General features: G+C 73.3%; 21 protein-coding genes. 8 read left to right on the forward strand and 13 right to left on the reverse strand.

Annotated elements, in window-relative coordinates; translation table 11 throughout:
• Positions 1 to 38: 38 nt before the first annotated feature.
• From ESZ52_RS05980 to ESZ52_RS06025, 10 genes are all read right to left on the reverse strand, one after another.
• Complete coding sequence (locus tag ESZ52_RS05980) at positions 39 to 1232, reverse strand: FHA domain-containing protein (protein WP_131104125.1); 1194 nt, start codon at positions 1230 to 1232, stop codon at positions 39 to 41.
• Positions 1229 to 2515 carry a VWA domain-containing protein gene (locus ESZ52_RS05985; RefSeq protein WP_131104126.1) on the reverse strand — a complete coding sequence of 429 codons (1287 nt, stop codon included), beginning with the start codon at positions 2513 to 2515 and terminating at the stop codon, positions 1229 to 1231. Before ESZ52_RS05985 ends, ESZ52_RS05980 begins: the two co-directional genes overlap by 4 nt.
• Complete coding sequence (locus tag ESZ52_RS05990; protein WP_131104127.1) at positions 2508 to 3656, reverse strand: protein phosphatase 2C domain-containing protein; 1149 nt, start codon at positions 3654 to 3656, stop codon at positions 2508 to 2510. The genes ESZ52_RS05985 and ESZ52_RS05990 overlap by 8 nt, the downstream gene beginning before the upstream one ends.
• 134 nt (positions 3657 to 3790) lie before the next feature.
• A complete protein-coding gene (locus ESZ52_RS05995) occupies positions 3791 to 6178 on the reverse strand; it encodes a serine/threonine-protein kinase (protein ID WP_131104128.1) in 2388 nt (795 codons plus the stop codon).
• The gene (locus ESZ52_RS06000) at positions 6175 to 7305 is read right to left on the reverse strand and encodes a hypothetical protein (protein WP_131104129.1); all 1131 of its coding nucleotides are present in this window, start codon (positions 7303 to 7305) and stop codon (positions 6175 to 6177) included. The genes ESZ52_RS05995 and ESZ52_RS06000 overlap by 4 nt, the downstream gene beginning before the upstream one ends.
• A complete protein-coding gene (locus ESZ52_RS06005) occupies positions 7302 to 8516 on the reverse strand; it encodes a hypothetical protein (RefSeq protein ID WP_131104130.1) in 1215 nt (404 codons plus the stop codon). The genes ESZ52_RS06000 and ESZ52_RS06005 overlap by 4 nt, the downstream gene beginning before the upstream one ends.
• A 495-nt stretch (positions 8517 to 9011) precedes the next feature.
• Positions 9012 to 10268 (reverse strand): hypothetical protein, encoded by a 1257-nt coding sequence (locus ESZ52_RS06010; protein ID WP_131104131.1) that lies wholly within the window; start codon positions 10266 to 10268, stop codon positions 9012 to 9014.
• Positions 10265 to 11932 carry an AAA family ATPase gene (locus ESZ52_RS06015; protein WP_202865415.1) on the reverse strand — a complete coding sequence of 556 codons (1668 nt, stop codon included), beginning with the start codon at positions 11930 to 11932 and terminating at the stop codon, positions 10265 to 10267. Before ESZ52_RS06015 ends, ESZ52_RS06010 begins: the two co-directional genes overlap by 4 nt.
• A complete protein-coding gene (locus ESZ52_RS06020) occupies positions 11929 to 12567 on the reverse strand; it encodes a hypothetical protein (protein ID WP_181010064.1) in 639 nt (212 codons plus the stop codon). Before ESZ52_RS06020 ends, ESZ52_RS06015 begins: the two co-directional genes overlap by 4 nt.
• Before the next feature lie 3 nt (positions 12568 to 12570).
• Positions 12571 to 13806 (reverse strand): toxic anion resistance protein, encoded by a 1236-nt coding sequence (locus tag ESZ52_RS06025; protein ID WP_131104132.1) that lies wholly within the window; start codon positions 13804 to 13806, stop codon positions 12571 to 12573.
• Positions 13807 to 14086: 280 nt separating this feature from the next.
• On the opposite strand from ESZ52_RS06025, the gene ESZ52_RS06030 reads away from it, so the two are divergent.
• Together ESZ52_RS06030 and ESZ52_RS19200 are read left to right on the forward strand one after the other, a co-directional pair.
• Positions 14087 to 14812 carry a Crp/Fnr family transcriptional regulator gene (locus ESZ52_RS06030; RefSeq protein WP_131104133.1) on the forward strand — a complete coding sequence of 242 codons (726 nt, stop codon included), beginning with the start codon at positions 14087 to 14089 and terminating at the stop codon, positions 14810 to 14812.
• A 72-nt stretch (positions 14813 to 14884) separates the two neighbouring features.
• On the forward strand, positions 14885 to 15406 hold the full coding sequence (locus tag ESZ52_RS19200) for a hypothetical protein (protein WP_181010063.1): 522 nt from the start codon (positions 14885 to 14887) through the stop codon (positions 15404 to 15406).
• On the opposite strand, the gene ESZ52_RS06040 is transcribed toward ESZ52_RS19200, so the two are convergent.
• A complete protein-coding gene (locus tag ESZ52_RS06040; protein WP_131104134.1) occupies positions 15397 to 15747 on the reverse strand; it encodes a DUF1905 domain-containing protein in 351 nt (116 codons plus the stop codon). The genes ESZ52_RS19200 and ESZ52_RS06040 overlap by 10 nt on opposite strands.
• Positions 15748 to 15931: 184 nt before the next feature.
• Here ESZ52_RS06040 and ESZ52_RS06045 point away from each other — a divergent pair, with 184 nt between their 5' ends.
• The 5 genes from ESZ52_RS06045 (at position 15932) to ESZ52_RS06065 (ending at position 19479) form a co-directional block, all read left to right on the forward strand.
• Entirely contained in the window at positions 15932 to 16957 is a 1026-nt protein-coding gene (locus tag ESZ52_RS06045) for a PLP-dependent cysteine synthase family protein (protein WP_238154680.1), read from the forward strand.
• Between the two features lie 118 nt (positions 16958 to 17075).
• A complete protein-coding gene (locus tag ESZ52_RS06050) occupies positions 17076 to 18338 on the forward strand; it encodes a DUF445 domain-containing protein (protein ID WP_238154675.1) in 1263 nt (420 codons plus the stop codon).
• Between the two features lie 84 nt (positions 18339 to 18422).
• Entirely contained in the window at positions 18423 to 18869 is a 447-nt protein-coding gene (locus tag ESZ52_RS06055) for a hypothetical protein (protein WP_131104135.1), read from the forward strand.
• A gap of 62 nt (positions 18870 to 18931) precedes the next feature.
• On the forward strand, positions 18932 to 19153 hold the full coding sequence (locus ESZ52_RS06060) for a hypothetical protein (RefSeq protein ID WP_131104136.1): 222 nt from the start codon (positions 18932 to 18934) through the stop codon (positions 19151 to 19153).
• A gap of 14 nt (positions 19154 to 19167) precedes the next feature.
• Complete coding sequence (locus tag ESZ52_RS06065; RefSeq protein WP_131104137.1) at positions 19168 to 19479, forward strand: AMIN-like domain-containing (lipo)protein; 312 nt, start codon at positions 19168 to 19170, stop codon at positions 19477 to 19479.
• Positions 19480 to 19619: 140 nt separating this feature from the next.
• Here ESZ52_RS06065 and ESZ52_RS06070 read toward each other — a convergent pair whose 3' ends face one another.
• Positions 19620 to 20624, reverse strand: coding sequence for an MsnO8 family LLM class oxidoreductase (locus ESZ52_RS06070; protein ID WP_131104138.1), 1005 nt, complete (start codon positions 20622 to 20624; stop codon positions 19620 to 19622).
• Between ESZ52_RS06070 and ESZ52_RS06075 the strand changes: the two genes are divergently transcribed.
• Positions 20623 to 21495, forward strand: a complete 873-nt coding sequence (locus tag ESZ52_RS06075) for a hypothetical protein (RefSeq protein WP_131104139.1) — start codon at positions 20623 to 20625, stop codon at positions 21493 to 21495. The two genes, ESZ52_RS06070 and ESZ52_RS06075, sit on opposite strands and share 2 nt — an antisense overlap.
• Before the next feature lie 35 nt (positions 21496 to 21530).
• On the opposite strand, the gene ESZ52_RS06080 is transcribed toward ESZ52_RS06075, so the two are convergent.
• Positions 21531 to 23246, reverse strand: coding sequence for an HNH endonuclease (locus ESZ52_RS06080; RefSeq protein ID WP_186364094.1), 1716 nt, complete (start codon positions 23244 to 23246; stop codon positions 21531 to 21533).
• Positions 23247 to 23287: the final 41 nt, after the last annotated feature.

Raw genomic sequence — 23287 nt, forward strand, 5'->3', positions numbered from 1 at the left:
GCGCCTCCTGACAGCCTCGGTGACGGCTGGCCGCCGCGTCAGCCCTGGCCGGCCTGCTCCGACGTCGTCGCCTGCCGCAGCACGAGCCGGGTCCAGGCCCCGACGTAGATCCGGTCGTCGCGGTCGATCTCGACCCGCTGCCGGATCGGCTGGGTGGGCAGCGGCTCGCCGACGGACCCGACGTAGGTGCCGTTGCTGCTGCCCAGGTCCTCGATCCACCACCGCGACCCGTCGCTGGTCAGCTGGGCGTGCCGTCGCGAGACGGCTGAGTCGGCGCCCGCGTCCACGTCGGGCCGCACGCCGAGGCTGCCCGACGGTCGTCCGATGAGTGCCACGTTGCGGCGCACCACGACGATGTCCGGCAGCCCGGGGCTGGGGCAGGCCTCCTCGGTCTGCTGCACGGCATACCAGTCCGGGTCGATCCACACCTCGACCACCCAGGTGTCCGAGAGGGCCCGCGAGGGCGGGGTATGCCGCGGCCGCACGTGCGCGGCCGCCCCGCTGGGATCGGGGGAGGTCACCGGATCTGGGTCCGAGGTCGCCCCGTCGAGGTGCTCCCTCCCGGAGTCGCCCCGCGACCCTTCGGGTTCGGCGGCCGCCACGGCCACCTCGTCCTTGCCGTCCTCAGCCGCGGGCTCGTCCGGACCCTGTGCGGGCTCGTCCGGACCCTGTGCGGGCTCGTCCCCGGCCTCGGCGTCCGTGGGCGCATCAGCGTCGGCCTCAGCCTCGTGCTGCGCTGCAGCATCCTGGTCCGGACCCTCAGCGTCCTCGTCCGTCACCCCTGCGTCCTGGTCAGGACCCTCGGCGTCCTCGTCCTCAGTGGCCCCGACGTCCTCGCCGGTGCCCGCGGCCGGATCCCCGCCGAGGTCCAGGGCACTCGACGCCGCGGAGGCGTCCGGCTCCGGCACGACCGGCTCGGAGCCGAGCGGGGCGGCGCCGGTGGTGAAGTCGTAGCCGCAGGCCTCGCAGAAGAGTGCGTCCGCGACGTTGAGTCCACCGCAGTGGGGGCAGGTCAGCGTCGGGACAGCCGCCGGAGCCGGGTCCAGGTCGAGCACCGAGCCCGGCCCCGCCTGCGGGATCACCGGACCGGGCGTCGACCCTGGTGCACCGCTGGGGCCTGCAGCCCCGGCGCCGCCCGGGCCGGAGCCGTCCGACCCGCCGATGGGCGTGCCGCAGATGTCGCAGTAGTCGGTCGCCTCGCTCTGGTGACCCTCGGGACAGGTGACCGTCACGTCGGCCGGACCCTCGTGGTCTTGGTCGAGGCGGTGTCGAGCTCCATCTCGTCGAGCCTGTCCACGTGGCGCCGCAAGCGGACCCGGCCGGTCGCGGCGTCCTCGATGTCCACGACGCGAGCCAGGCGGGAGGTGGCCGCCTCGTCTCCGGTCTGCTTCGCGAGCTGCACCGCCCGACCCAGACGCGAGGTCGCCGTCGCGTCGTCACCCAGCGACTTGGCCCGCAGGCCGTCCTGGATCGCCGAGGCCAGCTCCGTCTGGCCGGTGTAGTGCGCGACCTCGGGGCTGATCTGGGCGGTCAGACCGCTGTCCGCGGACCACGACGCCTTCACCAGACCCTGGGTCTTCACCTCGCCACCGACCGACAGCTGCACCCGCGCGGCGAGCTGCTCCTGGCCCAGCGCCCGCGGGGCCAGTCGGACGGCGACGTGGTAGTCGCGCGTCTCGTCGCCCCAGGCGCCGGTGTCGTAGGCACCGGTCAGCGGGTTCACGGCCGTGCGCCGGCCGGTCAGGTCCTCCAGGGTGGGGCTGACCTGCTTGACGAAGAGCACCTCGGCGCCCTGCGGGGCCCAGACGCGCAGCTCCGCGTCGGCCACCCCCCGGCCCATCGACTGCTGCATCAGCCGGGCGAAGTCGTCGGAGAGCCCGTCCCAGGTGCGGATCAGCTCCACGGTGCCCATCAGCGCCTCCGCGATGCGGCGCACCTCGGCCACCTGCCACGCGGCGCCGAGGCCGCGGCAGTCGGCCTGGAAGCGGCCCCGGACCTGCTCGATGGCCCAGGACAGCTCCTGCGGCGTCTCGTGCTGGTTGGCGCCGTCGGTCAGCAGGATCGCGTGCCGCTTGGCCAGCGACGGCACGGTGGCGAACAGCTGCGCCGCGGCCAGCAGCCAGCGACCCATCGCGGTGCCGCCGCCGGGCGCCAGCCGCTGCAGCGAGCGCTTGGCCTCCAGGCGGGTCTGTGGCGACATCCGGGACATCGCGGCCGAGGTGCCGGTCGGGTAGCACAGCGCCGCCTCGTGGTTGCCCGCGATGATCGCGAACCACACGCCGTCGACGATCTGGTCCAGCGCGGCGGAGGCGGCATAGGCGGCCGCCTGCACGCCCTGCACGTCCATCGAGCCCGAGACGTCGACGATGATGATCTCCCCGGCCTCGCCGGAGGCCGAGCTCATCGGCGCGACCGAGCCGGCACCGGTGCAGGTGATCGAGACGATCGCGTGGACGTCGGTGCCGCCGTCGGGCAGGAACTCGTTCTGGTGGACGGTCGAGGTGAACTCAGCCATGGGACCCATCCTGCCCCGTGCTCCCGGTGCGGGCGAGGGCGACCGTGATGTTGTCCGCGCCGCCCTGCTCGTTGGCCCAGTCGACCAGTGCCCGCGCCAGCTCGAGCGGGTCGGACCCGGCGCGCTGCATACCCTGCCGCAGGACCGCGGCGAGGTCGTGCGGTTCGGAGGCGTAGTTCCACAGGCCGTCGCTGCACAGCAGCGCCCAGCCGGGGGCCGAGACATCCTGCGTGCGCACCTGGGGCGTGTGGTCGGGGGCGTCCGGTCCCAGCCAGCGGGTGATGGTGTGCGCCATCGCGCTCGCCTCGGCCTCGGCGCGGCCCATCCCGGCTCGGACCTGCTCCTCGGCCATCGAGTCGTCGCTGGTCAGCCGCACCGGCTCCCCCTCGTCCGGGAACCAGTAGGCCCGGCTGTCGCCCACGGACCCCACCGTGAGCGTGCCGCCGTCGACGATCCCGGCGACGAAGGTGCACGACGGCGCGGTGCCCGGGAACTCACGGGCCACCTCCTCGATCGCGTCCACCGCGGCGTCGGCGGCCTGCACCAGGCGCGTCGTGGGCGGTGCTCCGGTGCGGGAGAGCACCTCGACAGCGGCCTCGGCAGCGGCCAGGCTCGCCTCCGCGGAGCGCTCCGCGCTGCTCACGCCGTCGCAGACCACCAGGACCGCGCGTCCCGGCTCGTCCTCGGCCGCCCGGACCGCCATCGCGTCCTGGTTCTGGGTGTGCCGTCGGCCCCGGTCGCAGACCGCCGCCACGTGCGGGGCGGGCCGGTCGCTGAAGTGGTCGCGCGGGTCCGGCCGGCGCTCGCCGCACTGGGTGCACCAGCCGTCCTCGTCATAGGCGCCGCCGCACGAGGCGCAGGTGCCGTGGTCGACCGGCTCGGGCTCCTCCGACTGCTCGGGCTGCTCGGGCAGGGTGCCGTCGAGCACCAGCATCGGCTCGGGCAGCGGCGGCGGTCCGCCGGAGAACGGGTCGGGGTCCGGGTGGGCCTCCGGCGGGTCCGGCGGCGTGAGCGGGATGATCTCTTCCTCGGCTCCGGCAGTGGGCTCGGAAGTCGGCTCGGTAGCGGGCTCGACAGTCGGCTCTGCAGGAGCGCCGTCGGGAGTGGGTTGCGACGGCTCGGCCGGTTGCGCCGTCGGCACCGGCCCTCCAGGACCCTCGTGCGTGTTCTCTGGGGCCCTCCCGCGTGTCCTGTCGGGCCTTTCCGCGTGTTCTGTCGCGGAGAGGGGAGGCTCGGGCGTCTGCTCGGTCGCGGTCGGCTCCGGGGTCTGATCGGTCATGTCCAGCTCCAGGGTCGGACCGCGTTGGCACGGTCGATGAGGACCGCCCGCTCCTGCGGGTCGGGGGTGTAGTCGGCCAGGACGCGGTACTCCCGCTCCAGCTGCCGGCTCAGCGCGTCGCGCGTGACCGGGGTGTCGCCCAGGCGCCAGCTGGGCTGCTCGCCGTGCTGGGCCACCTGCTGCAACGCCTGCTCCAAAATTGTGGCGGAGAACTGCGCCCGCTGCCGCGGGTCGAGGGTGAGGCGGCGTACCGAGTACATGGACTCGCGCAGGTCGGTCAGCGTCCCGCGTCGGCGCAGCAGCTCAGCCCGTAGCCACCGGGCGCGGGGGTGGGCGCGGCTGCTGGCCGGCACGGAGTCGAGCGCCGCGAGGGCGCCGCTGACGTCGTCGCGGCCGAGCCGCACCCGGTAGAGCCCGAAGGCGGCGGGCGCCACATACCCCGCGTCCGTGCGCCAGGCGCGCTGGTAGTCCAGCTCGGCCGCCTTGGCGTAGCCCGCGATCTCGCTGGCGAGCGCGAGCGCCAGCCGGGGCGCGATCTCGCCGGGCAGGGCGTCGCGGACCGCGGCGAAGTGCCCGGCCGCCGTCTGCCCGGCTGCGATGCTCCCCGACCCGGCCGACTGCCCGTCGGCACCGGACCGGGAGGACTCCAGCTCGGCCCGGGCGAGCGCCCACAGCCCGCGCACCCAGGAGGCACGCCAGTCCCAGGGGTCCTCGCCGAGCAGCCCGCGCACCGCCTCGTCCAGCCAGGTCTGCTGGCCCATCTGGATCCCGACGCGGGCGCGCGCCAGCAGCACCTCGGGCGTCTGGTCGGGCGCCCCGGCCAGGGCCTTGTGCAGCTCGGTCGGGTCACCGGTCGGCAGCGAGGAGAGCCAGTCCAGCATCGGGTCGGTGTCGTCCCGCTTGAGCTCGGGCAGCTCCCACCAGGACAGCGTCTCCCCGGTGGAGACCGGTGCCTCGAAGACCGGGCTGTGCGCGGACAGGGTCGCCGCGTGGTCCTCGCCCTGGGAGGAGGCCACGACCTGGCGCAGCACCCCGATCATCTGCGTGCGCAGCTCGTCGATGGTGAGGAAGCGGTCGTTGGGGTCGGGCGCGCAGCAGCGGGCGACCAGCCGGTAGAAGGCGTCGTGCTCGGTGAAGGCCGGCACCTGCGACATCGGCGGCAGGGAGTCGACGTACTCGCTCTGGTAGCCGCGGAACTCGAAGGTCAGCACGCACAGGGTGCGGCCGATCGTGTAGATGTCCGAGGCGACCGAGGGGCCGAGGTCGGCGACCTCCGGCGCCTGGTAGCCGACCGTGCCGTAGATGGGGGAGTCCAGGTCGTCGGCGCGGCGCATACCGCCGAGGTCGATGAGCTTGATGCCCTCGCCCTCGTGGATGAGGTTGTCCGGCTTGAAGTCGCAGTAGAGCAGCCCGAGGTCGTGCAGGTGCGCGAACGCCGGGAGCACCTCGATGACGTAGGCCAGCGCCTGGTCCACCGGGAACGGGTGGTAGCGGCCGGCGTCGCGCAGCCGCTGCTGCAGCAGCTGCTTGAGCGACTTCCCGCCGACGTACTCCATCACCGTGTAGGCGTCGCCCTCGTGCTGGACGACGTTGTAGATCTCCACGATCAGCGGGTGCTTGACCTGCGCCAGGAACTGCTGCTCGGCGACGGCCGCGTCCAGCGCGTCCGGGTCGCCGGTGTTGAGCAGGCCCTTGAGCACCACCCAGCGGTCGGAGACGTTCTTGTCCCGGCCGAGGTAGATCCAGCCCATGCCGCCGTGGGCCAGCGCCCCGACGATCTCGTACTGGCCGGCGACCAGGTCGCCCTCGACCAGCTTGGGGGTGAAGGAGTAGGGCGCGCGGCACTGCGGGCAGAAGCCCTGCTGTCGTCCTGCGCCCTCGCCCGCGGCGCGCCCGACCTTGGCGCCGCAGTTGGGGCAGACCCGCCGGTCCTCCGGGACCTGGGGGTCGGTGAGGACCTTGGAGGCCGGGTCGGTCGGGACGACGTCGGGCACCTGGGTCAGGCCCATGCCCAGCCGGGAGCGGCGCACCGCCGCGTGCGCGCGCTGGCGGCGGACGGTGGCCGCGCGGACGGCCTGGTGCGACTGGCCGGGCGCGGGGGTGGCGACGACCTGGGAGGAGCCCGCGGCCGGGTCGCCGGCAGTGCCGCCCGTCCCGGCAGCGCTGTCGGGGTCGCCCGGGTCCGCCCCGCTGGGGACGCCGGCATCGGGCGTGGGACCAGCTGCTCCCGAAGGTCCCGCGGCGCGGGGGGCCGCCGCGGCCCCGGTGGCGGGGCGGAGCGGGGTGGCGGCGACCGGGGCCTGTCGCGGCTCGGGGGAGCCGCAGACGTTGCACCAGCCGTCCTCGTAGGAGCCGGGGCAGCCCGGCTCGAGACAAGGGTTCACAGGCTCACTCCCATCGCGCGGGCGAAGCCCTCCTGGGCGCGCACCAGCGCCTCCAGGCGGGTCAGGTCGGTCGGCTCGGTGGCCAGCAGCGCGTCGGCCTCGGCCATCAGGGCCCGCATCGCGCCGGCGTCGGGCAGGGCCTCCAGCGCCGTCCGCAACCGGGCGACCTGCTCGGCGAGGTCCTGCCGCCGCGCCAGGGCGGCGGCATACTCGGCGTGGGCGTGCGCGAGCGCGCGCTCCACCCGCTCCAGCCGGGACAGGTATGCGGTGAGCTCCTCCGGGTCCGTCGGCACCGGCCCGAGGGCGTTCACGTCGGGGATCCCCAGGGTGGGGGCGGGGGTGACCTCCGCCCGGGCCCGGGCGGCCAGCTGGCGCAGGGCCTCGCCGCGCGCGCTGAGCTCGGCCACCTCGCGGGTGGCCTGCTGGTGGTCGGCCTTGGCGTGGGCCCGCGCGGAGGCCGCGACGATGAGGTCGCGCTCGACCGTCGCGGCCTGCGACTCCAGCGGCCCGAGCAGCCCACCGACGTCGGCGCCGCGGCGGGCCCGTTCGGTGATGTCGGTCAGCCGTTGGTCCAGCTGCGCGTGCACGTCGGCGGCGGACCCCCGTCGGCGCGAGGGCACGAGCGCGACCTGGTCGGCGATCCGCTCGACCTGCTGGCGCAGCGCGCGCAGGCGGCCGGAGAGGTCCGGGTCGGCGCCGTCGAGACGCAGCCGGGAGCGTAGCGAGGAGGCCAGGGAGTCCGAGAGCCGGCACGCCTCGGGCAGCGAGACGGCCAGCGCCTGCTGGCCGCGCGACCCCGCCTGCTCCAGCGTGCCCCAGACGAGGGTGGTGATGCGGCGCCGCTCCTGCTCACCGACCCGGCCGTTGTCCCAGGTGGCCAGGATGAGGTCCAGGCGGTCGGCGACCGCCTGCCACAGGGTCATGGAGAGGGTGACGTCGGGGGTGACGGCGGCCCGGTCCGCGGGGTCGGACAGCTCCAGCGCGGCGCGGTCCAGGGCGTCCAGCTCGGTGCGGCGCTGATCCTTCCAGCGCATCATCGCGTCCAGGTAGCGCAGCAGCTCGGGCGCGGGGACGTCGGCCCCGAGCGACCCGGGGGCCGTCGGGGTGACGGCGTAGGGCGTGCTCATCCGCGGCCTCCCCGACGTCCCGCGCGTCCCGCGCGTCCCCGAGCAGGAGCGTTGCGGTGGGTGTTGCGCACCCGGGCGTTCTGGCTGCCGCGGGCGGTGCGACTGTCTCGACTGTCCCGACGGTCCTGCCCCTTGGCCTTGCGGTCGGCCGGACGCTTGGCTCCTGCGGGGCTCGAGCTGCCCGCGCCGGAGGATGTGCGCAGCTGCTCCGGCCGGCCCGAGGGCGCCAGGACCGCCGCGACCGCCAGCCCGACCGTGGCCAGGGAGGTGAGGAGCAGTCCCGCGACACCGGGCGGGTCATCGGCGGCCGCCAGCACCGCGGAGTCCGCCGCGCTGAGCTGGTCGCGGCGCTGGTCCCAGATCGGAGCCAGCGCATCGATGAGGACAGGTGCCTGTGCCAGCTGCTCCTCCGGGGTGAGGTCAGCGAACTCCGCCCGCACGTCGTAGTAGTCCTGCACCACGTCCTCCGGGACGTCCTCCAGGTCCAGGTAGTAGTCGCGGGTCCAGTAGTCCTCGTCGCCCGAGACGCCCCGGTCCACGCCGAAGGCCGCCGCGAGGTCACGTCCCTGGGCGCTGACGGTGGCACGGTACTCCCGGCCCACCTCGTCCCTGGCGGTCGCGGCCTCGGACAGCGACCCGACCTGCTGGTAGGTGTTCAGGTAGACCGTGCTCGCCACACCGGTGATCGCCCCGACCCCGAGCAGGGCCAGCCCGACGTAGGCGCGGTCCTTGACCGCCAGCCGGATGAGCCCGGCCAGCGCCAGGAGCATGGCGCCCATCGCCCACCAGGACAGGGCCGAGCCGGGGAGCATCGCCTCGGTGACCCGCTCGACGTCGCTGCGGCCGACAGCCGCGTCGCTGATCAGGTAGCGCTGGTCCTCCCACTGGTTGACCGGCCGGATGGCTCCGGGTGACTGGTCGGTGGCGATGATCTCGATGGCTTCGCCCAGGCGGTCGGTGCCGGTGCTGTAGGGCAGCGGCACGACGTCCTGCGCCTGCTCGACGAGAGTGAGCACCTGCTCGGACTGCTCCTCGACCGCGGCCAGCGCCTCGTCCGACGGCGCACTGCCGACCTCCTGCATGCGCAGGGCGATGAGCTCGTCGTAGGCCCGGGTCGCCTCGTCCCACGCCACCTGGCCGTCGGCCAGGGTGGCGTACTCGCCGATCTCGCCCTCCGAGGGCGGCGTCCCGGCCGAGACGAGCGCGACCACCGCCGAGACGGCGACGACGCCCGCGAGCAGGCCGGCCGTCCCTTGGCCCGCAGCCTGCCCCTGGGCGGCAGGGTGCGGGCGACCCGCGGCACGGTGTGCGCCGTGCCGCTGCGCTCGGCCTGCCGGCGCACGCGGCGCTCGGCCGCCATCAGGTCTCGCTCGGCGTCGTCGATGCGGCGCTGACGCTCGATCAGCTCCTGCTCGGTGCGCCGCCGCTCCTCCTCGAGCTGGGCCTCCGCGCGCTCCCGCTCGGCCCGGATCCGCTCCTCGGCCTCGGCGCGCTCACGGAGCAGCTCCTCGCGCTGGCGGCGCAGCTCCTCGAGCGTGGTGTCCTCCACCTCGGGGCCGCGCTCGCCGATGACGAGCATGGGTGGCGCGTCGCCGTCCTCGTGCGCCCCGTCCCCCCGCCGGTCCTGGTCACTCACTGCATCCACCCTTCATCGATCGGTCCGTTCCCCACGCTCAGCCCCGTGTCCACGCCCACCTGGTCCACGCTCAGCGGTAGTCCCGCAGCCGGCGCGTCAGGCCCGTCCAGGCGAGCCCGGCACCGACCAGCCCGAGCAGGAGCGCGACGCCGGAGGTGATGCCGGCCGGCCGGCCGACGGCCGCGACCGCGGTGTCGAGCTGGTCGTCCAGCCGGTCCCGCAGGACGGTCTCCAGCTGGGTGAACGTCGCTTGGGTGGCGCTGACCGCCTCCCCGCCGGGCTCCGGGGTCGCCTCGACGATCTCCTCCCACAGGGTGCGGGCGTCCCCGGCACCGACGGCCCGTCCGGCCTCGGCCGCCTCGTCGGGCCACCGGTCACCCTGCCCCGGGGTGAGGGCATGCTGGGTGGTCCGGGCCTGGTACACCTCCTGCAGGGCGGTGGCGGCCGCCGTCGTGTCCGCGAGCCGCTGGTCGTAGGTGAGGGGCAGCGCGGAGGGGTTGAACGACAGGTAGGTCAGTCCCGCGGTGATGGCCGTGGCGAGGAGCAGGGGCACGTTGACGATGCGGCGGGTCCGCAGCGCCAGCCAGACCATGAGCCCGACCAGCCCGAGGGTGGCCACGGTGCCCACGGTGCCGGTGAGCATCGACCGGGACCCCGTCCGCAGGTCCTGCGCGTGGCGCTCGGCGACCTGGTCCGTGCGTTCGACCGCGGACCCCGAGACCTGGGAGGCCGTGCCGTACACCGCGGTGACGCTCTCCGAGCCTGGGGACGCAGCGTTCTGCGCGGCGGCGACGGCGCGCTCGGCGCCCAGCACGAAGGTGGACCACTCCCGGGCGATCTCGCCCGACTCGAACCGGTCGGTGCCGAGGGAGGTGAGGTCCGTGCCCACCTGGGTCACGGCGTCGTCGAACGAGTCTCGCGCGCCCTGCTGGTCGCCGCCGGCGATCCGTTCGGCCGTCCGCAGGTCGGCCTGCGCGATCTCCACGCCCGCGCGCTCGGCCGCCACCCACTGCTGGGCGATGACGTCCGGGGTGGCGTTCAGCCCGTCGGTGGAGAAGGTCCCGGTCGCGGCGACGCCGGTCAGCAGCACCGCCGTCGCGGCCCCGGCCCGGGCCAGGCGCAGGAGCCTGGGGGTGTTCCAGGACGACCGTGCCGCGGTGGGGCCCTGTCCGACTCCCTTGCCCTTGCTCTGCGCGGCCGGCTGCGTGTTCTGCTGACCCTGCTGCACCGGCCGACCGGCCGCTGCCCCCTGCTGGGCGGGTTGCGGGGCTGCTCCGGACTGCTGGGCGGGTGGTCCCTGCCCGGCGGGTGAGTTCGGCGTGCTCATCGGGCCTCGTCATCGGGGGCGGGGTCAGGCCCGTCGTCCTCGGCCTCGGACGGCATACCCGCGTCCTCCACCGACAGGTCGACGGCGTCGCGGTCCTCGAAGTCCTGACGCTGCAGCGTCCGCAGCTCCTCGATGTCCACGTCCTCGATGTCCCGCAGCCGCCAGGCGTGCCGCCCGATCGCGGCCTCGAGCATGTTGCGCGCGAACCGGCCGTTGCCAAAGCTCGGGCCCCGCGGCGTCGCGGCGAGGATCTCGCGGAAGCGCTCGCCGGCCTCGGGGGCGATGTCGTAGTCCATGTTCTGGGCGAGCAGGGCCTGGATGGCGACGAGCTCGTCGTCGGAGTAGTCGTCGAACTCGATGATCGTGCGGAAGCGGCTCTCCAGCCCGGGGTTGGAGGCGACGAACTCGGCCATCGGCTCGGGGTAGCCGGCGACGATCACCACGAGGTCGTCGCGGTGGTCCTCCATCTCCTTGACCAGGGTGTCGATCGACTCCTTGCCGTACTGGTCGCCGTTGAGGCTGTACGCCTCGTCGATGAAGAGCACGCCGCCCAGGGCGGAGGCGACGACCTCCGAGGTCTTGGCCGCGGTCTGACCCAGGTAGCCGGCGACCAGCTCGCTGCGGTCCACCTCGACGAGCTGCCCCTTGGACAGCAGGCCCAGCGCCCGGTAGATGCCCCCGACCAGCCGCGCCACCGTGGTCTTGCCGGTCCCCGGGTTGCCGACGAAGACGAGGTGCCGGGTGAGCGTGACGACCTTGAGGCCGGCCTCCTGGCGCCGGGCGTCCATCTTCAGCACCGCGACCTGCCGGTGGATCTCGTCCTTGACCGCCTCCAGCCCGACGAGGGCGTCCAGCTCGGCCAGCAGCTCCTCGACGGTGCGCTCGTCCTCCGGCTCCTCCTCGGCGGGAGGGGCGGCGGCCGGGCCGTCCTGGGCCTGCCAGGTGGCGCCCTCCCCGGCGGACCCGCTGCCGGTGAGGGGATCGTGGGGTATGCCGTACTGGCCCGGCACCTCGCTGGTGTCCGCGCCGGGCGCGTTGCTGCCGGGCTCGCCGCCGCCGGGCTGGCCGCCGCCCGGGGTCCCGGGCAGGTGCCCGAGCATCTCGCGGATGCGGTCACCCTGGTCCATGGCGCGGCGCAGCAGGTCGTTCGACCAGGCCTGCAGGTCACCCTGGTCGGCCCCGGCTCCGGCACTGCCCCCCGCGCCGGGAGGGTTCGCGGACGGTGGGGTCAGCCCCTCGGTCGGCGTCCCGGGCCCGTGGGCGGGGGCGACCCCGGCCGCGGCAAGCTGGGCACGGGCCACCGAGGTGGCCTTCCCGACCGCGACCGCTCCCGCCCCGGAGACCGTGGCGGCCGCGGTGGCCACGTCGGCCAGGGCCTGGGCGTAGCCGGCCGCACGAGGGCTGCCCTCGGCGACGAGGGTCGACAGGAGCGTGGTCGGGATCGAGGCGTAGCGCCGGCCGCGGGGCACGGCGGTGAAGAAGTCCTGGGCGGGGCGGCCCACGGCCTCGCCCCAGAGCCGGTGGGCACCGTTGGGGCCGGGCTGCTCGAGCACCGCGGCGGCCACCTTCTCGCCCTCGGAGCGCGCCATACCCTCGTCCAGCCCGGCCTCGCGGCCGACCCGGACGAGCATGTCGACGGCGGCTCGCAGGTCGGTGGCGCTCATCGGTCGTCTCCTAGGGGGCTGGGCGGGGTCAGCGGGTTGATCGCGCCAGCCGGGTCACCGGGCTCCTGGGGCTGCTCGGGCTGCTCGGGCTCCTCGGGCAACGGCGCGAGCGGTGCCTCGTCCTGCCCGATCGCCAGCTGTCCGCCGGCGCCGGCCGAGCCGAACTTCTCGGCGATGAACCGGCCCTGCGCGACGAGCTCGCGGGCGTCGTCGCGGAAGACCGCGTCGAAGACCCGGTCCATCGTCAGCCCGAGCAGGTCCAGTTGGTCCACGAGCACCAGGAGCGAGGTCTTGGCGCCGTCGACGGGCCGGGTGTCGGCGTACCGGCGGGGCAGGCGCTGGTATCCGCCGATCGCCTCGGGCAGGTAGTCGGTGGCGGTGGCGATGATCGTGTAGCCCAGGTCGCTACCGGTGAGCTTCTCCAGCCGGGGCACGGTGTCCCGGACCGTGTCGACCACGCGCTGGCCGCGAGCGGTCACCACCGAGGGCAGCGCGGCGGAGGTGAGCAGCTGCTCGGTCTCGTCGAGCGCGGCATACACGTCCTCGGCGGTCGGCGGTGCGGGCAGCGCCAGCCGGTCCTCGGGGGCGTCGGGCGTACGCCCCAGCATCCGGTCCAGCAGGGCGGAGAACGCCATACCTCAGCGCCTCGTGGGGGGCACGTCCCCCAGGTCGAGCTCGCCGCCGACCAGGCGGGCGTCGGTGCGCTGCGCGCGGTCCAGGTAGGTGCGGGACTTCTCGACCTCGCCCTCGAGCACGCCGATGGTCTGGGCCATCCCGTCCAGCGCCTTGACGCGGAAGGTGTCGATGGCGTCCATCGTCTCGTAGATGTTGGCGAAGGCCGCCTGCAGCTGCTCCAGGCCGATGGTCGAGGACGCCGCCTGCTCCTGGATGGCCACCGAGTTGTCCCGCAGCATCTCCGAGGTGCGCTGGATCATCGTCGAGGTCGTCTGGTTCAGCGCGGTGATCTGGTCCAGGACGAGGCGCTGGTTGTTCAGCGCCTGGGCGACGAGTACGGCGGTGCGCAGCGCGGACACCGTGGTGGTCGAGGCTCGGTCAACACCCTTGATGAGCTCGATGTTGTTCTTCATGATGATGTCGATGGCCAGGTAGTTCTGGATCGACACCGCGAGCTGGGTGAGCAGGTCCTGGTGCTTCTGGCGGACGTAGAACAGCACGTCCTCGCGCATCGCCTTGGCCCGGTCGGGGTCGGTCTCGTCCATCATCGCGATCTTGGCCGACACCTTGGCGTCCAGCTGCTCGGCGATGTAGACGTACTGGTTGAGCCGGCCCATGGCGTCCCAGAGCTGCTGCTTCTCCATGTTCAGGGCGGCATTGTCCTTGGCCAGCTCGTCCTGACCGTTGCGCAAGGAGTGCAGGATCGCGTCGAGGTGCTTCTCGGCCGACTCGTACTTCTTGAAGTAGGAGGTGACGCGGTCGGCGAAGGGCAGCCGCTCCAGCCACTTCTTCGGGCCGGTCGCCTGCTTGGGGTCGAGGTCCTCGATGGTGCGGCGCAGCTCGGTGAGGGTCTGGCCGACCTTGGACTCCTTGGAGACCCCGCCCTCCTGCAGCGCCCGGACCGGCGACTTCAGCAGCCGGTTGGAGGTCTCGGCAGCCGCGCGGATGTCCTGGTCACCCATGGTGCGCACGTCGGCCGCACGCTTGGCGAACTCGGGGGAGCGCGTCTCGGTCTCGGTGAGCCCCTGGAGGAAGGTCTCGACCTTGGCGTCCAGTGCCGGCAGGGCCGCCGGGTCCACCGGCGGCGCCATCTTCGGGGCAGCGGTCGCGGCGACCGGCTTGACGGGCTCGGGCGCGGTGAGGGTCAGTAGCCCGGCCTCATCCATCGGCTCCGGTGCGGCAAGCGGCTGGTCGGTCATCGTGTCTCCTCATTGGGTCGCGGGTGCGCCGGGGCCCCTGTGCAAGCCCGCGCGACGTCTCTGACGGGCCTATTGTGACCCAGGTTCCAGCCTCCCACATGGGGGGCAGCCTCCCTGCGCGGATCCGGCGGTCCTGCCGCGCTGTTGCCCGCCTCTGTTCGGTGGGAACAATGCCCCGAGTGCTGCAGCCGTGCACGCCGAGAGCGACGAGAGCGTGCATGCCCGCAGCAGTGGGCGGGGCGCTGACCGCCCCTGCGATAGTGGGGCCGAGGAGGTGACCATGCTGCATACCCAGATAAAACGGGCGCGGACGAGTTCGGTCGGCCCGGACGAGCTGTGCGTGGCCCGGGTGCCGCTGTTCGCGCCGCTGTCCCACGAGGACCAGCTCGACGTCGCCTCGGTGGCCCGCCCGGTCACGGTGACGAAGGGGGACCAGATCTACGCCCCCGGGTCGCGCGAGGCCCAGCTCATGGTCGTGCACACCGGCCAGGTGAAGATCTCGCGGATCTCCGCCGACGGCCACGAGCAGATCGTGCGTGTCCTGGGGCCCGGCGACTTCGTGGGGGAGTCGGCCTTCGTCACCGGTGCGCGCCCGGACCACTTCGCCTCGGCCCTCGAGGACGGCAGCATGTGCGTCTTCCGGCACGCGGACCTGGGGCGGCTGATCGAGGATCACCCCGGGGTGGGTATGCGGATGCTCCAGGCCGTCAGCCGCCGCCTGGAGGAGACCGAGCAGCGGTTGGCCGCAGCCGTGTCGGGGGACGTGGCGGCCAGGGTCGCCGGCTACCTGCTCGGTCTACCGGGCGAGCACGTCGACGGGCGCCTGCAGGTCACGCTGCCGCTGGCCAAGAAGGACATCGCCTCCCTGCTCGACACCACCCCGGAGTCGCTCAGCCGCCAGCTGCGACGGCTCACGGAGACCGGGGTGATCGACCAGCCCGGCGGGCGGACCGTCGTCCTCGCCGACATCGACACGCTCCTCGACCTGTCGGCAGGAGCGGGGTAGCGAGTCGCTACGGCATACTGCTGGGCCTGCCCACCGGGCGGTTCGTCGACGAAGGAGCTGAGGTGGCGTGACGTGTGGGAGGTCCTGAGCCAGGACGCCTTCTGGAAAGACGTGCGCGGGGTGCGCTGGACCGAGACCGGGACCGGGGCCAGGACCGGCGCCGGGACGGTCATTGGCGATGCCGACCGGGCAGGCCTGACGGTGCGCAACCCCTCGAAGCACGCGATCCAGCTGGCCGCCGTGGTCCTGCGAGGGGCACCCCAGGACGGGCCGCGCGCGCACTGGCGGCCGGCCGACCGGCTGGTGCTGGCGGCCAAGCGCGGGGAGCCGACCGTCCTGACCCGCCCGGTGCTGCTCCCGGCCGAGCAGGTCCAGGTGCGGCCCGGTCACGACCTGACCCTCGACCTGCCCGGGACAGTCCGGCCCGGCTCGGTCGACGCAATAGTGCTCACGGGGTTGTTCGAAGGCAGGGCCGTCAAGCAGTGGCGCCTGGGTGAGCAAGGAGTGGTGGACGTGCTGCGCGACGACAGGGTGCCCCTGACCGCAGGTGACGGCTTCCGCGCGCTGCTGGAGCTCTTCGGCTCTCAGCGCTGAGGGCGCGACGCGGGACGGAGGGAGAGCTCCACCTCGATGACGTCGCCGAGCTCGATGCCCTCGGCTCGACGCACCGCGTCCTTCAGCGGCACCCACCAGGTGCCCTTCCGCGGCCACAGCGAGGTGGTGAAGTCCGTGCGGCCCACGCGTCCAGCGACCGGGATCATCCCCCAGCCGTAGGTGACCTCGTGCATGATGTCCGTCAGCCACTCGCCCTCCTCCGGCGGCGCGACGACGAAGTAGAAGGGTGCCGGGCCCCGCCACTCGACCACCTCGGCGGAGAAGCTGAGGTCGGCGTCGTGGTCGGCGATGTGGTCGGCGTCGTGGTCCCGCCCGGGCATACCCGCACCCTAGCTCCGGCCCGACGGCTACGGTGTCGGCGTGGAGCACACCGCGCGGCCCGTGAACGGGACCGGACCGAGCACGGACGAGCGAGTCCCACGACCGGGCGGTGTCGTCCCGGTCGTCGACCGCAGCCCGGCCCGACCGGTCGACCGGGCGTGGGTAGACGAGGCCGTCCGCCGCCTGCAGGCCGACGCCAACCGCAGCGCCGACACCCACCTGGTCAGCGTCAGCCTGCCGCCCGGCTGGGACGTGGACCTCTACCTCAAGGACGAGTCGACCCATCCGACGGGGAGCCTGAAGCACCGGCTGGCGCGCTCGCTGTTCCTCTACGCCCTCTGCAACGGCTACCTGCGCGAAGGGACGACGGTCATCGAGGCCAGCTCCGGCTCGACCGCCGTCTCCGAGGCCTACTTCGCGCGCATGCTCGGTCTGCCCTTCGTCGCCGTCATGCACCGCGACACCAGCCCGGAGAAGATCGCCCTCATCGAGCGGGAGGGCGGCCTCTGCCACCTGGTCGACGACGCCTCGGCCGTCTATGACGTCTCCCGCCAGCTCGCAGCTGAGTGCGGCGGCTACTACATGGACCAGTTCACCTACGCCGAGCGGGCCACCGACTGGCGCGGCAACAACAACATCGCCGAGTCGACCTTCTCCCAGATGGCCCTGGAGCGGCACCCCGTGCCGGAGTGGGTCGTGGTGGGCGCGGGCACCGGCGGGACCTCGGCCACCCTCGGCCGCTACGCCCGCCTGCACGGACATGCCACCCGGCTCTGCGTGGTCGACCCCGAGGGCTCGGCGTTCCTCCCGGCCTACTGTGGTCAGGCCGCGACCGACCCGCCCGTCGGCTCCCGGATCGAGGGCATCGGCCGGCCGCGGGTCGAGCCCAGCTTCATCCCCGAGGTCGTCGACCGGATGATCGGCGTGCCGGACGCCGCGTCGGTGGCGGCCATGCTGTTCCTGGGGCAGGAGGCCGGGTTGTCCTGCGGACCTTCCACCGGCACGGCCATGTATGCCGTGCTGCGCCTGGCCTGCGAGATGCGGCAGCAGGGGCGCAGCGGCTCGATCGTCACCCTGCTCTGCGACGGAGGTGGTCGCTACGCGGACACCTACGGCGACGCGGGCTGGGTGGCCGCCCAGGGGTGGGACCTGGGGCCCTACACCTCGGTCCTGGAGCGCGCCTGGCGCACCGGCGAGTGGACCGGCTGACCGCGCCCCAGGCGTGCCCGCTGCTCGCTGACACCAAGATCGACGGCATACGGTGTGGGGCGGGTCGCCCGCACCGGGCGGGCCACGAGCCGCCATCACGGCATACCTCAGGAGCAGCATGACCATCTCCCCGGAGCGCAGCTTCACCAGGATCGGCGACGAGACCCGGCGCCAGGGCCTGCGCCGGATGCGCGTCGTCGCGACCGGGCTGCTGGTGCTGATGGCCGTGATCTACGTGCTGACCTACGACCGCGGACCGGGCTGGGACTACGTCAACGCGGCGGCCGAGGCGGGCATGATCGGCGCGATCGCGGACTGGTTCGCGGTGACGGCGCTGTTCCGGCACCCGCTCGGCATACCGATCCCGCACACCGCGCTGGTGCCGAGGCGCAAGAACGACCTCGGGGCCAGCCTGGAGCAGTTCGTGCGGGAGAACTTCCTGACGCCCGCGGTGCTGCGGGAGAAGTTCACCGACGCGCAGGTGGTGCTGCGGCTGGGTGAGTGGCTGGCCGAGCCTGAGCACGCAGAGCGGGTGGTGTCCGAGGCGGTCCCCTTCCTGCGGCGCGGGCTGGAACGGGTCGACGAGCGCGAGCTGCGCACGCTCATCGAGGACGTGCTGCTGCCGCGGGTGCGCCGCGAGCCGCTGTCGCCGCTCGCCGGGCACCTGCTGGAGCGGGTCATCGAGGACGGTTCCCACCACGGTCTGGTCGACCTCGCCGCGCGCGAGCTGCACGCCTGGCTGGCGCTGCACCAGGACGAGGTCGAGGCGATCGTGCGCTCGCGCGCTCCGTCGTGGGCGCCGTCCTGGGTGAACGACCAGGTCACCCGGCGGGTCTACCAGGAGGTGCTGCGCTGGGCCCGCGACATCAAGGACGACCCGCAGCACAACGTCCGCCAGGCCGTCGACTCCTACCTCTCCGAGCTGGGTCGGGACCTGCAGCACGACCCGCGGACGCAGGCCCGCTTCGAGAGCCTCAAGGAGCGGCTGCTCGAGCACCCGCAGGTGGCCACCACCGGCATCCGGCTGGCGGAGACGCTGCGCAACTCGGTGCTCGAGGCGCTGGAGGACCCCGCGAGCCCGCTGCGCCTCCGGATGGTGACGGCGCTGGGCGACCTGGGCGCCCGTGTCGTTGCCGACGCGGGCCTGCGGGGCAAGCTGGACCAGTGGACGGCCGACACGGTGGTGGCGCTCGTCGAGCGCTACGGCCCGGAGATCACCTCGGTCATCTCCTCCACCATCGAGCGCTGGGACGCGCGGGAGGCGTCGGAGAAGATCGAGCTGCACGTCGGACGGGACCTGCAGTTCATCCGGATCAACGGCACCGTCGTTGGCGCCCTGGTCGGGCTGCTGATCCACGGGTTGTCGCAGCTGCTGCTCTAGGTGCGGGCAGGCCGGGTGGGTATGGCTGGTCGGGGCTGTGGACAACTTCTGCGCTCAGGCCGGCGCCCCGGGCAGGGTCGGGGGATGAGCTTCGAGGACCTCCCCGCCGACTGGCCGCAGCGCTCCGTGGCCGACCCCGTCCTGGCCGCCGACCTGGTGGATCTGGTGGTGGGCGACACCGACCGGCGCGACGGCGCCCTCGGCCTGCTGCTCTGCCGGGCCGACGGCCGCCTCGCCCAGCCGGTCCTGGTCTCCACCCTGGGCTGCCCGGACATCGTGCACCTGCTCGACCTCGTGCTGGACCAGCTCCCCAATCTCCCCGGGATCGACGGGCTCGTGCTCGCCATCGCCCGGCCGTGGGGCGGGCTCTCGGATGAGGACCGGGCACTGCACCAGGTCGCCCTGGAGGTATGCCGTGACCACGGACTCACCCTCTGGGGCACCTACCTGGCCACCTCGACCGGCGTCAGCCCCTTACCCATCGCCCCGGAGCTGGCGCCGCACGTGGGCGGTCCGGACACCGCTGCCTGATCCTTGCCTGCACGCCCGGCTGAGGACCTGCGAGGGCGAGGCCTCCTCGCTACCGTGGAGAGATGCGACGCGCAGCCGCAGCAACCATGGTCGCCGCGCTCGTGCTGACGGGGTGCGACCGCGACTCGGCGGAGCCGGGCTCGGACCCAGAGTCGTCATCAGCCGGACCGGAGGCGGGCGGCGCAGACCCGGCTGACGATGCGGATGCCGACGGTGATGCGGGTATTGACGGTGGCACAGACGACATGGACGACGAGACCGACGACGGGACCTGCTCGACCTGACCGGGGACGAGGTCGTGCTCGGTTGGTTCGGTCTGTACCAGGAGGCGCCCTACGAGGCCGGCAGCGGGCACCCGATCGACTTCGCCGGCAACGCGGTGCTCTCGGTCCCGGTCGAGGGGATCGACTGGACCAACCCACACCCTGACCGCACCGACGGCAGCGACCTCGGTGGCCCGGGGAACACCAAGAACGTCGTCGAGGTGGTCTTCGGGATCCTTTTCGAGGGGCAGCAGCAGGTTTTTGTCACGGTCGTGGACCGCACGCCATACCGGATCTTCCCGTTGAGCAACCCGGCCCGAATCGTGATCGACGTCCAGCACGCGTGAGGAGGATGCCCTCGCCGGCTCGTCGGACCGTGGCTAGCCCCGTCGGACCGTGGCTACGCCGCCGGATCTGCTGGTAGGACGACGCAGGACCACCCGGGCAGTCGCGCCCACGTAGCCCGCCCAGGCAGTCACTCGCATCCCTACCGGCCGGGGGCCAGTGCAGCCAGAGCAGCATCGGCCGCGGCGAGGGCGTCGAGGTCGTAGGTCGACGTGGAGGCCAGCACCTCCGACGCGCCGGTGCGCTCCACCAGGGCGTTGAGCTCGGCGAGGACCTGCTCGGGAGTCCCGTGGACGGCCATCTGCAGCTGCTGCTCGATGACCGACTGCTGCTTGGGAGTGAGCCGCTCGGGTGGGTCGGGCCGCAATGGTGGGAAGGCGCCCGTCGCGCGGGACTCGGCCATCGCCCACGCCTCCGGCAGGAGCAGGTCGCGTGCCTGGTCGGCGGTGTCGGCGATCATCACGTCGAGGCTGATGACGATCTCGGGCTCGGAGCGACCCGGGCGCGGTCGGAAGCTCCGTCGGTAGTCCTCCAGCGGCGCGAGATCACCGTGCAGGACGGGGCCGCCGACCACGACAGGCAGCCCGAGCCTGGCGGCCACGGCGAGCCCGGAGCGGGTGACCAGCACCAGGACCGGTGGAGCCGCCACGCCGCGCGGCATCGCGGTGACGGGACCCTCGTCGTGCAGGTAGTCGACCAGGGCGGTCAGGTCCTCCGCGAAGCGCTCGGGTCCATAGCGTTCGACCCCCAGGGCGCGCCGTACGGGTGCGGTGAACCCCAGGGAACGTCCGACTCCAAGGTCGATCCGTCCCGGGTGCAGGGCCTGCAGCATCCGAGCCTGCTCGGCCACCACCATCGGGCTGTGGTTGGGCAGCATGACCCCGCCCGAGCCCACCCTGATCTGCGACGTCTCGGCGGCGATCTGGGCCATGAGCACCGGCGGGCTACCGCTGGCGATACCCGGTACGGCGTGGTGCTCCGCCACCCAGAACCTGTGGAAGCCGAGACGTTCCGCCCGGCGCGCCCGGGCGACGGTGTTCCGCAGGCCAGTAGCGGCTGCTTCGCCTTCGCGGGTGCGTGAGCGGTCCAGCAGGGACACCGGCACGGTCAGGGCTCGGTGGCGGGCTCGGGCGGGGTCGGCGTTCATGTCCCTTGGACCGTATGCCAGTCGTGCCGGTCGCGGCGAGCTGGCGCTCGGCGTTCCGATGTTCGTCGTGTTCGGCGAGAACGGCTCGGCGAGATCAGCCCGGCGAGATCAGCCCGGCGAGGACGGTGCGGCGATACGGTCGGTCATGGACGCGGCGTGGGTGTGGCTCGACGACCGGGAGCCGGGGAACGCCGAGATGCTGGCCGGGTTCGCCGGCGCCAGGGGTGCCCGTGAGGTCTTCGTCAGCGTCCCCTGGCGCGGCCCTGACCAGCGGGTCGTGGAGACGGTCGCCGCCATGCGCCGCGCGGGGCTGCGCGTCAGTGCCCTGGGCGGCAGCGGCGAGTGGGCCAAGCAGCCGCAGCTGGCTCGGGAATGGTCCGTGCGAGCGACCGCTGGAGGCCTCTTCGACGACATGCATCTCGACATCGAGCCGTGGACGCTGCCGAACTGGCCCGCGTCAGGGGCAGCTCTCCTGGCTGGCCTCGCCCAGGCTGCAGCGCTGGTGAGCGCGACGACCGGCCTGTCGGTCGACGTCGACCTGGCGCCACATCTGGCTCACACCCACCCTGCCGGCTTTGCGGAGGTCGTGGCCAGCGCTGACGCCGTCACGCTGATGTCCTACCGGGACACGGTCCAGGACGTTCTCGCCGTCTCCACGCAGGCCCGCCGCTCGCTCACCCGGCTCGGACGTCGGTACCGGCTCGCGGTCGACACCTTGCCGTCAGGTGATCCCGGCACTTCGTTCGCCGGCCACTCCAGGTGTGAGATGGAGCTCGTCGTGGCCGGGATCGGGGAGTTGCTGAGGGGCGAACGTGACTTCGCGGGGGTCGTGGTGCACGACCTGCTCGGCTGGCGGTCGCTGCCACCATGACGCAGAGGCAGGGGTATCGCGCAGTGCCGCGTCAGTCAGCCCAGGCTCCTGGACAGTCCCGGTTCCTTGTCGCCTACGGTCAAGCTGCTGTCCCAGGAGCGCTGCTGTGCTCTGGGCCGGGGTAGGCAGGGGAGCAACGGGGGCGGCGGGCGGTAGGTCGCCGGTGGGGTGTCGAGCTGTCGGGGGCGTTCTCGGGCGAGGTTGCAGCGGGCGCACAGGCCGCGGCCGTTGTCTGCGTCGGTGGGGCCGTGGTCGGCGTGGCGCTGGGCGTGGTCGATGTGCCGCACGGGTGCTCCGCACCAGGTGTTGCGGCAGGTCTGGTCGCGGGAGATGAGGAAGGCGCGCAGGGAGCCGGTGAAGAGTCGCTTGCGGCTGTCGCGGTCGGTGAGGACACCGGTCACGGGGTCTGTGTACAGCCGTCGTACCCACACGGTCGCCGCGTGTCCGGCCGCCGATGGCAGCCCGGCTGGCGGGGTCGGCGAGTCGGGCGGTGCCGGCTGGGCCAGCTGGGCTGGCGGCGCCGGCTGGGCCAGCTGGGCCGGCGAGTGCAGGTGGGCAGACTTCTCCCCTGAGGCGGGAGGTCGAGGTTCGTGCGGGCTGGTGGAGGTCGTGTCGCCTGGCTCGGCGGGTGGGGTCCCGCGGGTCAGTGAGCCGAGGTCTGGGGGTGCGGGGTGTCCGCTGGCTGCGGGGTGGCCGTGGTTCAGCGTGCAGGAGAAGCTGGTGCACCGGGGACCCTCGGGGCAGTAGCCGGCAGGGACGGCAGCTTGCTCGTCCTCTGCGGCACCGCTGGGGGCTGCCTCGTCGTCCTCGGCGGCGTCGGTGGGGGCAGCCTGGTCGTCGTTGGCGTTGGTGTCGGTGGTGGGGTTGAGCAGGTCTCGGGCGGTCTGGGCCGGGATCGGTCCGTAGCCGAGCAGGAGGGCCGTGTCGGAGGTGCCGGCGAAGAGGGCTTCGTCGGTGATGACCAGGCCGACCTCGACGTCGATGCCGTCGACGACGGTGCGGCCGGTGAGGCGTTCGAAGAGCACGTCGGCCATCAGCTGGCTCAGGGTGCGAGGGTCGCCGGAGGCCTTCATGGCCTCGGCCGCGGTGCGCAGGGACTGGTAGCAGGCGATGGCCTGCGGTGCGGGCAGGCGAGCGCTGAGCAGGGCCATGACGTCCGGGCAGGGACGGATCGACACCCCGCGGTCCGCGGCCGCCTTGCGGGCGCGGGCCACGAAACCGGCCGGGTCCACCTCATACACCAGCGCGCGCGCCAGGGCCCCGATCTCGCGCGTGGACGCCCCGGCCAGCTGGGGCGCCAGCCGCTCATCGATCTCGGCACGGTCGGCCACGTCGACGCAGGTGGTGGCCTCGGTGATGACCCGGGCCTGCAGCGCGGTGATCACCCCGGTACGCAACGCACCCAGCGTGCGCGGCATCTCCTGCACCAGGGCCTTGGCGCTGGTCAGCTCCCGTGACCCCCAGTAGGGAGAGGTCAGCCGGGCCTGGGCCAGGTCATCCGGCACCGCTTTCCCGGCGCGTGAGGGGGCGACGCCGTCAGCGATCTGCGCAGCGACCTGCGAGGTGTAGAACGCGACCTGCAGACCAGCACCGACCCCGGCCGCAGCCCGGGTGAGCAGCTCCAGCTCCCGCAGCACAGCCAACCGGTCCTCATCGCTCAACCCCTCCACGCTGGCACCAGACAGCGACTCCCGCCACGACGCGATCTCCTCGACCCACGACCCCGCCTGGTCCTGCTGTCGCCCTCTCACCTGCACACACCCCCCGGTGTCCGTCGGAGCACCTACCTTGG

The organism is Ornithinimicrobium sufpigmenti (assembly GCF_004322775.1).
In the GTDB taxonomy this organism is placed as follows: Bacteria; Actinomycetota; Actinomycetes; order Actinomycetales; family Dermatophilaceae; genus Ornithinicoccus; species Ornithinicoccus sufpigmenti.

Coding starts and splice junctions, on each gene's coding strand:
- ESZ52_RS06060 (WP_131104136.1), top strand. CDS start 18,932: ATGCGACGCGCAGCCGCAGCAACCATGGTCGCCGCGCTCGTGCTGACG.
- ESZ52_RS06020 (WP_181010064.1), bottom strand. CDS start 12,567: ATGGCGTTCTCCGCCCTGCTGGACCGGATGCTGGGGCGTACGCCCGAC.
- ESZ52_RS06040 (WP_131104134.1), bottom strand. CDS start 15,747: ATGCCCGGGCGGGACCACGACGCCGACCACATCGCCGACCACGACGCC.
- ESZ52_RS06015 (WP_202865415.1), bottom strand. CDS start 11,932: ATGAGCGCCACCGACCTGCGAGCCGCCGTCGACATGCTCGTCCGGGTC.
- ESZ52_RS05985 (WP_131104126.1), bottom strand. CDS start 2,515: ATGGCTGAGTTCACCTCGACCGTCCACCAGAACGAGTTCCTGCCCGAC.
- ESZ52_RS06055 (WP_131104135.1), top strand. CDS start 18,423: ATGAGCTTCGAGGACCTCCCCGCCGACTGGCCGCAGCGCTCCGTGGCC.
- ESZ52_RS06025 (WP_131104132.1), bottom strand. CDS start 13,806: ATGACCGACCAGCCGCTTGCCGCACCGGAGCCGATGGATGAGGCCGGG.
- ESZ52_RS06070 (WP_131104138.1), bottom strand. CDS start 20,624: ATGAACGCCGACCCCGCCCGAGCCCGCCACCGAGCCCTGACCGTGCCG.
- ESZ52_RS06030 (WP_131104133.1), top strand. CDS start 14,087: ATGCTGCATACCCAGATAAAACGGGCGCGGACGAGTTCGGTCGGCCCG.
- ESZ52_RS06050 (WP_238154675.1), top strand. CDS start 17,076: ATGACCATCTCCCCGGAGCGCAGCTTCACCAGGATCGGCGACGAGACC.
- ESZ52_RS06010 (WP_131104131.1), bottom strand. CDS start 10,268: ATGAGCACGCCGAACTCACCCGCCGGGCAGGGACCACCCGCCCAGCAG.
- ESZ52_RS06000 (WP_131104129.1), bottom strand. CDS start 7,305: ATGAGCACGCCCTACGCCGTCACCCCGACGGCCCCCGGGTCGCTCGGG.
- ESZ52_RS06075 (WP_131104139.1), top strand. CDS start 20,623: ATGTCCCTTGGACCGTATGCCAGTCGTGCCGGTCGCGGCGAGCTGGCG.